General features: G+C 68.3%; 7 protein-coding genes and 2 pseudogenes. 4 read left to right on the top strand and 5 right to left on the bottom strand.

The window, feature by feature from the left end; genetic code table 11:
* Nucleotides 1-891: UvrD-helicase domain-containing protein (locus KYY02_RS21485; protein ID WP_371240262.1), on the top strand; the 891-nt coding region annotated here is incomplete at its 5' end.
* Between the two features lie 93 nt (nucleotides 892-984).
* Here the strand turns inward: KYY02_RS21485 and KYY02_RS21480 are convergent.
* The 5 genes and pseudogenes from KYY02_RS21480 to KYY02_RS21460 all read right to left on the bottom strand — a co-directional run.
* A pseudogene (locus tag KYY02_RS21480) lies at nucleotides 985-1077 on the bottom strand (DNA-binding response regulator); the annotation flags it as partial.
* Between the two features lie 397 nt (nucleotides 1078-1474).
* A complete protein-coding gene (locus tag KYY02_RS21475) occupies nucleotides 1475-1993 on the bottom strand; it encodes a hypothetical protein (protein ID WP_371240260.1) in 519 nt (172 codons plus the stop codon).
* A gap of 295 nt (nucleotides 1994-2288) precedes the next feature.
* Nucleotides 2289-2756: a hypothetical protein gene (locus tag KYY02_RS21470; RefSeq protein ID WP_371240258.1), complete on the bottom strand. Its 468-nt coding sequence runs from the start codon at nucleotides 2754-2756 to the stop codon at nucleotides 2289-2291.
* A 21-nt stretch (nucleotides 2757-2777) separates the two neighbouring features.
* Nucleotides 2778-3074 (bottom strand): hypothetical protein, encoded by a 297-nt coding sequence (locus KYY02_RS21465; RefSeq protein ID WP_371240256.1) that lies wholly within the window; start codon nucleotides 3072-3074, stop codon nucleotides 2778-2780.
* A 41-nt stretch (nucleotides 3075-3115) separates the two neighbouring features.
* A complete protein-coding gene (locus KYY02_RS21460) occupies nucleotides 3116-3826 on the bottom strand; it encodes a hypothetical protein (protein WP_371240254.1) in 711 nt (236 codons plus the stop codon).
* Between the two features lie 70 nt (nucleotides 3827-3896).
* Here KYY02_RS21460 and KYY02_RS21455 point away from each other — a divergent pair.
* The 3 genes and pseudogenes from KYY02_RS21455 to pglX form a co-directional block, all read left to right on the top strand.
* Nucleotides 3897-4004, top strand: a pseudogene (locus tag KYY02_RS21455) (transposase); the annotation flags it as partial.
* 423 nt (nucleotides 4005-4427) lie between these two features.
* Nucleotides 4428-9134 (top strand): BREX system serine/threonine kinase PglW, encoded by a 4707-nt coding sequence (gene pglW / locus KYY02_RS21450; RefSeq protein WP_371240252.1) that lies wholly within the window; start codon nucleotides 4428-4430, stop codon nucleotides 9132-9134.
* Nucleotides 9131-12823: a BREX-2 system adenine-specific DNA-methyltransferase PglX gene (pglX, locus tag KYY02_RS21445; protein WP_371240250.1), complete on the top strand. Its 3693-nt coding sequence runs from the start codon at nucleotides 9131-9133 to the stop codon at nucleotides 12821-12823. The genes pglW and pglX overlap by 4 nt, the downstream gene beginning before the upstream one ends.

The following is a 12823-nucleotide window of genomic DNA, read 5'->3' as shown; positions in this document are numbered from 1 at the left end:
GCCCTGACCGAACCGAAGCTCGAGGCAGACTTCCTTCTCCTCGACGAGGCCCAGGACACCAACCCCGTCCTTGAACAGGTGTTCGCCGCTCAACGTGGTCATGCTCAGCTGGTGATGGTTGGTGACTCTGCCCAGGCCATCTACGGGTGGCGCGGTGCCCGGGACGTGATGACGGGCTTCGATGCCACCCACCTCACTCTGACGCGTTCCTTCCGATTCGGTCCCCTCCTCGCCGAACAGGCCAACCAGTGGCTTGCGCTTACGGACGCGCCGATCCGGCTGACTGGTACCGACACAATCCCCACGAAAGTCGGTCTGGTCACTTCTCCGGATGCGGTGCTGTGCCGAACCAACATCGGCGCAATGACCGAAGTCATGCGGCAGCTGGGTGCCGGACGTCGGGTGGCTCTGAGCCGAGGCGGGCAGACGCTGAGCACACTGGCGCTCGCCGCCCGCGACCTTAAAGAGGGCCGACGGACGGGCCATCCTGAACTCGTGCTCTTTGCTTCCTGGGGTGAGCTGCAGGACTATGCCGAGCACGATCCCGCAGGACGAGACCTCCAGCCGTTCGTGGAACTTGTCGACACCCACGGTCCCGAAGCCATCATTGCCGCCGTCGACGCACTGATCGACGAGACCAAGGCCGAGGTCACCGTTTCCACAGCCCACAAGGCAAAAGGCAGGGAGTGGCCCAAGGTCAGAATCGCAGACGACTTCCCCCCACCGCCGGACAGCAACCAGCAGGACGACAGCGGTCGCCCGATTCCGGAACCCGTGAGCGATACGGACGCCCGGCTCGCCTATGTGGCCGTCACTCGCGCCCGGTGCCACCTGGACCTCGGCGGACTCGAATGGATCGAGACTTATCCGACCGCTGCAAATGGCGTGTGACCAGGCCGATCAGCTCGAGGCACGCGCGACCGACGATTTGATAATCGCTCTGCGTGCGGTGCGGGCGGCGAGCAGATTCTTGCTGCACGTGGGTCAGCCGTGAGGGTGCGGCTTGACCAGGCCGCTCCGGTACGCGATGACGACGAGCTGGGCGCAGTCGCGGGCGTTCAGTTTGGTCATGGCGTGGCGGGAAGCGCGCGAGTTCGCGGATTCTGGTGTGGGCCGAGCGCTGAACCCGCGCGTCCTCGCCGGGTTGAAGACAGGAACGAGGACGGGTTCGTCTATGCCTGCAGGGGATGATGCTGTGAGAGCCGTGGAGATTGGCGGCGTGCGGCGGCGGTGGCTGTTCAGGGTGCAATGCGCGCGGCGGCCACGGGGACGGTGACCAAGAGGGCGAAGAGTGGATGTTAACTGCCCGGCGGAACGTCGAACGGCGCGAGGGCTGCCACTGTGGGCGCGGGTGGATGGCCGGGATCGACATCGGGGGTTCTAACTAGTGCAGCGTAGCCTTAGTATCTGCTGGCCACGCCCAGTGACCACGGCGCGCCAACGACCCTCACACGTTGCCGGGCCGTCTGAAGCGCTACGCCTTATCCCCGAGGTCGTCCGGGTCGTCGTCGATGTCCTCGATAAGTCTGGGGCTGCGACCGTTGTTCTCATGCACACGGCGCTCCCAGGCGGCGCGGAAGGCAGGCAGGTGCTCCTCATCGAGGTAGTAGCCAGCCGTCTTCGACCAACCCTTCTGCGGGTCCGGCGTCGTCGGGCGCACCGGGTTCGGGATGTCCGGAGACCACCAACCCTCCTTCGCACCCCGCTTGATGGCCTTCGTCAGAGCAGCTGACGGCCCGCGAAGCGAGTTCTGCCCCCACTTCTCGCGATAGGCGTAGGCGTCCAGCCAGCCGTCTCCCTGCACCAGCTGGCTCATGAACAGCTGTACGCGGGTGTTGGTGTGGCGCAGCAGCCGGTATGCGCGGTCGGCCGTCCATGCGGTGTCCGGCGCTTCTTGCGTGGCGACCTTTACGCCCTCGGCTCCGGCGAACATCGCCAGCACCTCGCGGGCAAAGTCCTCGGTCGCGTCCTGCACGTGGATGGTCAGGTCCATCCGCCCCCCTCAGAGAAACAACCACAGAATGGCCTCGATTCGGCCTGACTGACAGGGTGGCACGTGGCGCCGTGTCAGACAATCTCGATTCTAAGGTTATTCAAGCTCAATCATCCGGGACCGGACGTCGAACGCACCGCCAGGCAGCCACAGAGCCGTATGTCTGGTCTGAGTCGTTCGGTTCGCTCCAGGAGCAGACCGATGCCGAAGCCCGCGCTCGGCGAGCGGACTGCGTCCGTTGGCGCCGCGGCCCGGGCAAGCAGCACGACAGGGGCCGGCCCTGACGACGCCGCGGTCAGCGGGCGCGGTTCCACCACTCGGCGGCATTCAGCACCAGTACCTTTTTCTCCAGAGCCTTGGCCGCCGTGCCGCTCTCGGTGACGGCCCAACTGACATGAAGATCCGCCCAAGCCAGCGTGGGCTTACCCCACTCGGTCGCCCGCCTGGGCCGCCCGCTCTCAACCTCCGCCAGCCGCTCGCGAAGCCACTGGGGGTCGGCCAGCGCCCGGTCGAAGACCGCCTCTCCGAGCCCGGAGGCCAGCGCCTTGCCGCTGGTGTAGCGCCGCAGCCGCCCGCGCAGACCTTCTCCCTGGCGTTCGCCTGCCATACCGACATAGACGAGCGGGCCAGCCGCGCCCTGCCTGGCGAGGTAGACGCCCGGCATCTGCGGCACTTCCGCGCCGGCCAAGGGAACCCACTCTGACCACGGGGCTAGGTCGAGAACTTCCTGGCTGATCCCCTCGACGTCCACGGGCTCGGGCATGAGCAGTCCTCTCGCAGACGTTCAGTGTTCGGCGCACATGCAGAACGAGCCGCCGCAGGTGTAGCAGTGCGGGCGCCCGACGCACCGGCATGACTGCCCGCAGTTCACGGGGTCGGTGTGCAACTTCACCTCGTCCGGGTTGCTGGGGTCGTACGCGGCGCGGCAGTCCCGGCAGGCAACCTGCCCCGGTGGGAGGTCCTCAGCAGCTGGTGTCCGGGGCGGCTCCGCGGCGGGCGACTGCCCGGGGTCTCGCAGCGCATCCGGGTCCTCGTCCTCGAAGAGGCGAAACACCTCGATGCGGCTCCACTCGTCGGACATGGTCACATCCTCCCAGACGGCGCGTGGCCGCCGCGGTGCCTTCAGTAGTCCATGGCGGACCGCATCTCGGCCTCGCACTCGGCGTCGTACTCGGCGTAGTACTCGGCTTGGTTCTCCGCATGCGCGTCGAGGACACCTGAGCAGCCGGCGTACAGCATCCAAGCGGCATCATGAAGACGCCGGACGTCCGCGTCGAAGTCGACTCTCTGCTGGTTCGGCCGCGCCCGCACCAACCCCTGTCCCTTGCCGCCCTTCACCGTGCTGTATCGGAAGGTCTGCCCGTTCTCGTCGAGCTGGTGCAGCCAGTCCAGGGTGTCTTGAGTGGGCGGGTCGATCCGGTCGTTCGGGGGCGGCATCAGCCGGCTGAGGTACTGGTTCAGGCGGTCCGCCAGGTGCGCGATCACGTGGGACCTCGCCAGGAAGTTGTCGAGCTCGCCGGGCGGCACCGACACTCCGTCGCGACGCAGGCAAGCCGCGGCCGACCGGATGTTCCACTTCAGGGAGAGTTCGATGGCGTGCCGGTACTGGTAGTAGATCGGCACGGGCAGAGCGTCGTTCGTGCCGGTGCGGATCCAGTGGCTCGCCAGGATGGCACCTGCCTCCAGGTAACCGAGAGCCAGGTCGAGATCGTCCTCGTGGGCACCTCCGAGGACAGCGATGCTGTTCCACTCTGACCGGCGGGGAGGCAGCCGGGTCATATCAAGCGGGTCATCCCCCGCGGCGTCCACGTCGTCCACAAGCGCATCGTCCATGGAGCCATGGTGGTGGTCCGGGCATCCGACACGCCCCGCATTTTCGACTCCTGTGTACTTCCCGCAGGGGTCTGACCACAAGGAGCAGGGCAGCATGATCCGCCGCTACATCGTCTGGCGAAACCGCCATGCCGACGATCAACGGCTACGAGCAGTGGTCGACAGGGCGAACGTTGCCAGGTGCGATACTAGTAAACCGCACCCGGAGCAAGGTCAAAAGGAGCGCCGTAAAAAGCGGTCTGCGTGGACGTTCAAGGGCTGCCCGCCCGAGTCCGCGGGTAGACCGCATGAGGCCGGCGGCAACGTCGGCCCAAGACGGATGGCCGTCTCCCCGGCTGCCGCGAGGCCACTGGCTGACAGAACCCGGCGTACAGCCTGACTCGTCTGTCCCTCAGACCCCCCGGACCAGGGAACGTGCGGGGCAGGTGGCTTTTGGTCGGAGCAGGGGGAGGCCCCCGCACCCAGTGGTCCGCGTTCGTCCAGTACGCGGTCTGCTACGTCAGGTAATGGCATCTCGCCGGAGTGTGCGTCAGGGATACGATGTCCCGCGGTCACCAGCGTGGTCGCACCGTTGACGGGGTGGCGAAGTTAGCGAGGAGCGATGGAGAAGGACCGGTGGACGACCGTCACCGAGTCTGAATACGGGCACGAGAAGCGTGGCCTGGAGTCGATTCGCAAACAGCTCCCTGACGGCAAGCCATGGCGAGCCTGGTCGAACTTCACCTTCACTGCCAATTCGGGTCATCCTCGCGAATGTGACCTCCTCGTTGTCGCTCCCGGCGGTGTATGGCTGGTCGAGCTCAAGGACTGGGTCGGACGCCTCTCGGCCCCGTACGGCACCTGGGTGCAGACGAAGGGCAACGGCGAAGAGGTCGACCACGGCAATCCGCTGCACCTGCTGAACAAGAAGGCTGCTCAGCTGTCGGGGCTGCTGGAGCGGGCGGCCGGGCCCAAGGCCCCCAAGGTGTGGATCCGGGAAGCCGTCTGCTTCACCAATCCCAAGCTGCGCGTGGAGCTGCCGCCGCACGAGCGGCAGAACGTGTTCACCATTGCCGAGCTGGTCAAGGAGCTGGGCCGACCGCCACGCGACGAACGGCTCAAGATCAACGAGGGCCGTTCGGACAACATCGCCAAGTGGCTCAAGAAGGCCGGTATCCGTCCGAGCGAGGCCGAGAAATGGGTCGGCGCCTACCGCCTGGACAAGGAGCTCACCTCGGGCCCGACCTGGGTGGACTACGTCGGCCACCACAAGGAGCTGCACGAGACTGTCCGAGTGCGCGTCTACCTGCGCGAGCGGGGCTCGACCGACGAGGCGCGCGAGTCCGTGGAGCGGGCGGCGCGCCGTGAGGCGGCCGTGCTCAGCCGCTTCAAGCACCCGGGAGCCGCGAAGTACAAGACCTTCGAACCGGCGGGCCACCCCGCCGGGCCCGCCCTGCTCTTCGAGCACGACATGCGGGCGATGCGCCTGGACGAGTACATCCGCCGCTACGGGGACGGACTCACCATCCAGGCCCGCCTGGGACTGCTGCGGCAGCTCGCCGAGACGATCCGCTCGGCGCACGCCGGCCTGCTCCACCACCGGGCCCTCGCCGCCCGCTCGATCGACGTGATCCCGGGCCCGCGCAAGCCCGGTGCGGAAGAGGCGTGGCTCCGCCCGCGTCTGGAGATCGCCGACTGGCAGGTGGCCAGCGCCCGCAGCTTCGGTTCGAGCAGCGGGGCGCGCGCTGCCGCGGCCCTTGCTCCGACGGCGCTGTCCGCCACGCACGTGGCCGAGGGAGCCGGGCCGTACCTTGCGCCGGAACTGACCGCCACCCGGCCCGACCCGGTGCTGCTGGACGTGTACGGCCTGGGCACGCTCGCCTATCTGCTGGTCACGGGCCGCCCTCCGGCATCCAGCCAGGCCGAGGTCCTGGCGATGCTGCGCGAAGGTGACGGTCTGACGCCGTCGGCCGTGGTCGACGGCCTGACGGACGACGTCGATCTGCTGGTGCACGCGGCCACGGCTTTCAACCCCTTCCACCGGATGTCCTCCGTCGACGAGTTCCTCGAACTCCTCGCCGACGCCGAGGAGTCGGTGGGCATCCGGCATGCGCCACCCGCCGAGCCCGCGGCCCCCGCGGCTGCGGCCGGACCTGCCGAGGCCCAGGCAGAACCCGAGCCGCAGGAAGAGCCCGATCCGCTGGAGGCCGAGCCCGGCGACGTACTGGGCGGCGGTCGCTGGCAGGTCCGCCGGCGCCTCGGCACGGGCTCCACCTCGCGGGCCTTCCTTGTCCGGGATCTGCGTGCCGAGGAGTTCCGGACCCGTCCGCTCGCCGTCCTCAAGGTGGCCGTCGCGGACCGGAGCGCCTCCATCCTGGAGGACGAGGCGCAGGTGATGCGCCGGATGCGCGCCGACTCCCGCGTGATCAACCTGGTTGTGGACGAGCCGCTGCGGCTGGGCGAGCGCACCGTGCTCGCCGTCGAGTACGTCGGCGACGAGAAGGCGGAACTCGCCGACGACGACGGCGCGAACGGCAAGATCCGCGCCCGCGAGGAGACCCTCGCCCGCTGGCTGCGCGAGCTCGGCGCCATGGGCACGGAGTCCTTGGAGAAGTACGGCGACCAGCTCTTCGGCGCCGTCGACTTCCTCCACGGCGAGGGTGTGTGGCACCGGGACATCAAGCCCGACAACATCGCCATCCGCAAGCGCCCCAACGGCACCCGCGAACTGGTCCTGATCGACTTCTCCCTCGCCTCCTACCCGGCCAGCGAGACCGGGGTCGGCACTCGGGGGTACATGGACCCCTTCGTCGGCGGCCCGGTGAACAGGCGGGCGGTCTACGACGACCAGGCCGAGTGGTACGCCCTCGCGGTCACCCTGCACCAGATGGCCTCCGGCGAGCTGCCCCGCTGGGGAGACGGCTCGGTCACGCCCGAGATGACCGACCCTGAGACGATGCCGCACCCGGAGATCGCCAAGGACGCGTTCGACGACCCGGTACGCAAGGGCCTGTGGCGGTTCTTCCGCAAGGCTCTGCACCGGGACGCCGGTAAGCGGTTCGCCACGCTCAAGGACATGCACGACGCGTGGAAGAAGGTCTTCCTTGACGCGTCCCAGCAGGCCGTGCCCTCGTCGCACGACAAGGGACACGGCCTCGACGAGGCGGTTGACTCCGAGGCCGTGCGCGACGAGCGGGCCGCCGCCGCCCAGCTCGACACCCACCTGTCCCTGTCGGGTCTGACCGCCGCCGCCGAGTCCTTCCTCTACGGCCTGGGGATCACCGAGGTCGGGCAGCTGCTGGACCGCAGCGAGCGCGATCTGATCAACAAGCCGGGCCTGGGCGCCAAGACCCTCGCCGACATCCAGCGCCGTGTCCGGGAATGGCGGCGCCGGCTGCGCGCCGCGGACCTCAACCCGCTCACCGGGGAGGGCCGCAAGGCGGCCAAGGCCGAACTGGACGCGGCAAAGGCCGAATCGGGCCTGGAACGCAAGCTCAGCGACCATCTGGGCCTGGCTTCGGGCGACCGCTCCGCCCTGCGGCGGGTCTCCCTCGACGCGCTCGCCACCCGTCTGGTGCCCGAGCTGGTGCCCGGCCAGCGGGGCCCGGTGGGCAGCAACGAGACCCGGGTCGCCGTGGCTCGCGCGCTGCTGCGCCTGCCTGACGACGACGGGCGGCTGCCGCACCTGCCCGGCTGGCCCACACAGACGGACGTGGCCAAGTTCCTCGACATGACCCAGGGTGGGGTCAACCCGCACATCCTGGGCCTGCGGGAGAAGTGGCGTGAGGAGCAGGTCCTGCGGGAGCTGCGCGTCGAGGTCCTGGAGATCCTGGAGCAGTCCGGCCGCCTGGCCTCCGCCGGCGAGATCGCCGATGCGCTGATCCTGCGCCGCGGCACCGACCTGCCCGAGCTCTACCAGCGCCGCGCCCTCGCCCTGGCCGCCGTACGAGCCGTCGTGGAGATGGAGGAACGCGCCGCCACCCCGGCCTTCCTGCACCGCATGAGCCGCCAGGCCACCGACGACGCCCTGCGCCCCGGGCTGCTCGCCCTGCATGCCCGGGAGGGCATCGACAGTCCTGACACCCCCTCGGCACCCGGACTCCTCGACTACGCGATCAGGCTGGGCAGGCGCGCCGACCGGCTCGTCCAGGCCGAGACCCTGCCGACGGCCGCGGCCGTACTGGCCGACCTGACCCGGGTGGAGCCGCCTGAGGGCACCCTGGACTGGGACGAGCGGAGGATGGTCGACATCGCCGCGGCGGCCTCACAGGATGCGGCGGTCTCCTCCCGCCTGGAGCTGTACCCGCGTGGCCTCGGCCTGGTGCGGGCACTGCGCCTCACGCAGGCCGGCATCGTCAAGATCATCCCCGGGTTGCCGGACGACGAGCAGCCGGGCCTGACGGTGGCCGCCGTACACGAGCGGGTCCGCTCCCGTTTCCCCGAACTGCGGACGGGGGAGGACGAGGACGGACACGGACTCCCCACGGACGCCCCCCTCACCGATGCTCTGCGAGAGGCGGGCTTCCCGCTCGTCCTGCGCACCCACAAGGACGGGCGGCATCAGCGCTACCTCCCCGAGGGCCTGGAGAACGCCAGCCACTTCCGCTCCGGGCTGGACGGCACGTCCACCGGAACCACCTCCGCCGCCGCCTGGTCGGAGGACGCCGACCTCGCGGCGAGGGCCCGCGCCGAGGACCGCCTGCTGGCCGCGGGACGGGGCGACGGCTACCGCGTGCTGACCGTCCGCAGTGGCCTGGCCGAGCGGGCGGTGCGTCACTTGACGGACACGCGGTTCGGTGGCGGAGCGGTCGCGGTCTCGGCCACCGCGCTGTTCCTGCGGCACCTTCACGACGAGCAGGAGACGAAGGCGGCCGCGAACCCGAAGGGGCTGCCGCGCTGGGGGACGCTCCTCAAGGCCGACGCTGCGGAGGCGGGGTCCACGGCAGCCGTGAACTTCGCCCGTTTCGCGCGGAATGCATGCGACCGCATGCGGGAGGAGGTCAGCGCGTTGCTGTGCCGGGGCGAGGATCCGCGCCCGCTGCTGCTGACGGACGCGGCTGTCTTCGCGCGCTACGAGTACGTCGGCGGGTTGGACGAACTCGCCCGGCAGGCACGGGAGGGCGAGGCCAAGCGGCCCTTGTGGCTGCTGGTTCCGCAGGCCGATCCTGGTCGCGCACCGGTCCTGGGCAGAGCAGTGGGACCCGATGGCGTACGGGACGTGTACGCCGCCTACCAGGAGCCGCTGGGGGAGTGGATCCCGTTGCCGGAGTCGTGGGTTCGGCAATCGCACCGCGCACAGACCGAAAGCACTGAGGAGAACGCCCGATGATCGACCGCAAGGCCCTGCTGGACGACCTCAAGCCGCAGGTCGCCGCAGCCAAGAAGGACCTTGAGCGGCAGGTCGACGAGCGTCCCGAGGTGCGTGAGCGGTACGAGATCGAGTACCAGCAGGCCCGTGAGCTCGGCCGTACGGCGGATTCGCCGAAGGCCTGGCTCGACGAGCAGCTCACGCAGGTGGCCGTGGCGTGGGTGCTGGCCACCGTGTTCGTACGGTTCTGTGAGGACAACAGGCTGATCAACGAGCCGTACCTGACGTCGCCGGACATCGACCGTCGGGAGCTGGCGCAGGCGCGGTACGACGAGTACAAGTCGACGGCGGCAGATCCCACCTGGCGGGGTTGGCTCCTCAAGGCGTTCGCGGAGATCGGGGACGGGCAGGCTGGACGGCTTCTCTTCGACGAGTGGCACAACCCGCTGTACCAGGTGCCGCTGTCTCATGAGGGCGCGGGTGCACTGGTCGCCTTCTGGGGGCGGCGGAGGGAGGACGGCACGCTCGTTCATGACTTCACGGATCCGTTGCACGAGGACGACGAGGACGGGCTTCAGGGGTGGGACACGCGCTTTCTCGGTGACCTGTACCAGGACCTGAGCGAGGACGCGCAGAAGCGGTACGCGCTGCTGCAGACGCCGGAATTCGTCGAGGAGTTCATCCTTGACCGGACGATGACGCCCGCGCTGCGCGAGTACGGCTTCAAGGACCTGAAGATGATCGACCCCACGTGTGGGTCGGGGCACTTCGTCCTGGGCGCGTTCAAGCGGCTGGTGGGGGAGTGGGCGAACAAGGCCCCGACGGTGGATGTTCACGAGCGGGTGCGGGCCGCGCTCGACTCGGTGCACGGCGTGGACATCAACCCGTTCGCGGTCGCCATCGCGCGGTTCCGGCTGCTGGTTGCGGCCATGGCTGCCGCGAATGTGCGGACGATGAAGCAGGCGGCGCGGTACGAGTGGCCGGTCCATCTGGCGGTGGGTGACTCGCTCATCAAGTCACGCCAGTTGGAACTGACGCTGGACGGGGAGGCAGCGGAGGACCCGCTGGCCTCGTTCGCGTATCGCACCGAGGACTGGCTGGAACACCCGGACATTCTGAAGCCGGGGCGGTATCACGTGGTGGTGGGGAATCCGCCGTACATCACTGTGAAGGACAAGGAGCTCAATCAGCGGTATCGGGAGATGTACAAGGAGGTGTGCCACAAGGAGTACGCGCTCACCGTGCCGTTTGCTCAGAGGTTCTTCGAGCTGTCCAAGAACGGCGACCCCGAGACTGGTCGTGGGTATGGGATGGTGGGGCAGATCACTTCGAACTCGTTTATCAAGCGCGAGTTCGGCGTGCATCTGATTCAGGGGTACTTCGGTCACCAGGTCGAGCTCACCGAGGTTATCGACGCATCTGGTGCCTACATCCCCGGCCATGGCACGCCTACCGTGATCCTCGTCGGGCGGCGGCGAGGTGGTCGGCACCGCACGTCGACGGTGCGTACGGTGCGGTCGGTGCAGGGCGAACCGGGAGTTCCCGACGATGCGGCCAAGGGGCAGGTGTGGTCAGCGATCATCGACCAAATCGATACGCCGGGCAGCGTGAGCAAGTGGGTGTCGGTCGACGATCTTGACCGGAATCGGTACTTCGCGAAGCAACCGTGGGTGCTCGCCGACGGGGGTCAGGAACTGATTGACGGGCTTGAAGCAGCTGGAGGCCCGAAGCTCCGGAATCGGGCAAAGCGCTTCCAGTACACGGGTCAGACCAATGCTGACAGCATCATGATCAGCACTCGTGCCGCCTGGACGCGTCGCGGGGGCGAGGAGCAGCTCGGGCGCACTCTCGTGCTCGGTGAAGAGCTACGCGACTGGTTCCACTCGGAGGGGACATTCACGTTCTTTCCTCATAAGGAGACTACGGACAAGTTCGAGTTGCTTCACCTGCCGGAGGACTCTGGCGCGCACAAGTGGATGTGGCCGGGCCGGACGGTGCTGGGTCATCGTGCGACCTTTTCGAAGGGCACCTATTTCTCTGACGGGAGATCCTGGTACGAGTGGCACCAGGTGACCCCTAGTCCTGGCTGCCATCCGTGGTCGATTGCGTTTGCGTTCGTGGCAACGCATAACCACTTCGTTCTGGATCGGGGTGGGAAGGTGTTCAACCGGTCCGCCCCGGTGATCAAGCTATGGGAGGGTGCCTCGGAGGAGAAGCACCTGCAGTTGCTCGGCGTCCTCAACAGCTCCACTGCCGGTTTCTGGCTGAAGATGGTGAGTCAGGGCAAGGGAGGTAGTGGTCTGGGCAGGGGCATTCAAAGTGAAGCCTGGGAGGAGCGCTACGAGTTCACTGGAACGAATCTCCAGGACCTTCCCCTGCCTTCGGCCTATCCCACGCCCCTCGCCACGCAACTCGACGCCCTCACCCAAGACTTGGCCGCCAACACCCCAGCCGCAGTAGCCTCCGAATCCACCCCCACCGCCCCCGCCCTCCGCGAAGCCCACTCCCGCTACACCCACCTCCGAGCCCGCATGATCGCCCTCCAAGAAGAACTGGACTGGCAGGTCTACGCCCTCTACAGCCTCCTCGACGACGACCTCCGCCCCGCCCCCCGCAACGGCGACGACTTCGCCGACGTCCCCGAACTCGCTCTCGGCCAGCGCGCGTTCGAGATCGTGTTGGCGCGCAAGGTCAAGGCCGGCGAGGCGTCCGACGAGTGGTTCCGGCGTCACGGCTCCACACCCATCATGGAGATCCCGGCCGAGTGGCCCGCCCCCTACCGGGAGATCGTCCAGAAGCGCATCGACGCGATCGAGTCGAACCGCCAGATCGGCATGGTGGAGCGGCCCGAGTACAAGCGGCGCTGGACCACCGAGGGCTGGGACGCGCTTCAGGAGAAAGCGTTGCGCTCCTGGTTGCTCAACCGCATGGAGGACCGCGCCCTCTGGTTCGACGCGGAGGGCAGCCCGCTGATCCGCACCCTCAACCAGCTGGTCCACGACCTCGAACAGGACGAGGACTTCGTCGCGGTCGCCGAGCTCTTGGCGCCGGGACAGGAGTTCGCGAAGACGGTCGCCGCTCTCCTCTCCACCGAGCACGTACCGGCCGTCGCCGCCCTCCGCTACAAGCCCTCCGGCCTGGACAAGCGCACCGACTGGGAGCGGGCCTGGGAGGAGCAGCGCAAGGAGGACGCCGAGCAGGACTTCATCGCCAAGAAGAAGCTCCGGGACGCGATCCCGGTGCCACGGCCCTACACCAGCGCGGACTTCCTCCGCAGCTCCTACTGGAGTCTGCGCGGCAAGCTGGACGTACCGAAGGAGCGCTTCGTCTCCTACGGCACCGAGAACGTCCAGTCCCCGCCCCTCTACGGCTGGGCCGGCTGGGACCACCTTCAGCAGGCCGAGGCGCTGATCGGTCACCTCCACGCCCATGGGCACGAGATGTCGGACGAGGAGTGGCCGCCGCTGCTCGCCGCCCTCCTCGAACTGCAGCTGTGGCTGGACCAGTGGCACGGCGAGATCGACCCGGCGTACGGCACCTCGCCCGCCGCCGACGCCCTTGCGCAGCGCCGCTCCCTTCAGGGTGACCGTCACCTCACCGACGAGGACCTGAAGGCGTGGCGGCCGCCCGCCGCCCGTCGCGGACGCGGGGCGAGCGCGAAGACAGCCAAGAGCACCAAGAGCACGACGAAGACCACGAAGGAGTCCTGA

Origin of the sequence: Streptomyces pimonensis, from assembly GCF_041380215.1 — a bacterium.
Lineage (GTDB): Bacteria > Actinomycetota > Actinomycetes > Streptomycetales > Streptomycetaceae > Streptomyces > Streptomyces pimonensis.
This window is presented reverse-complemented; position numbering and strand designations above follow the sequence as displayed.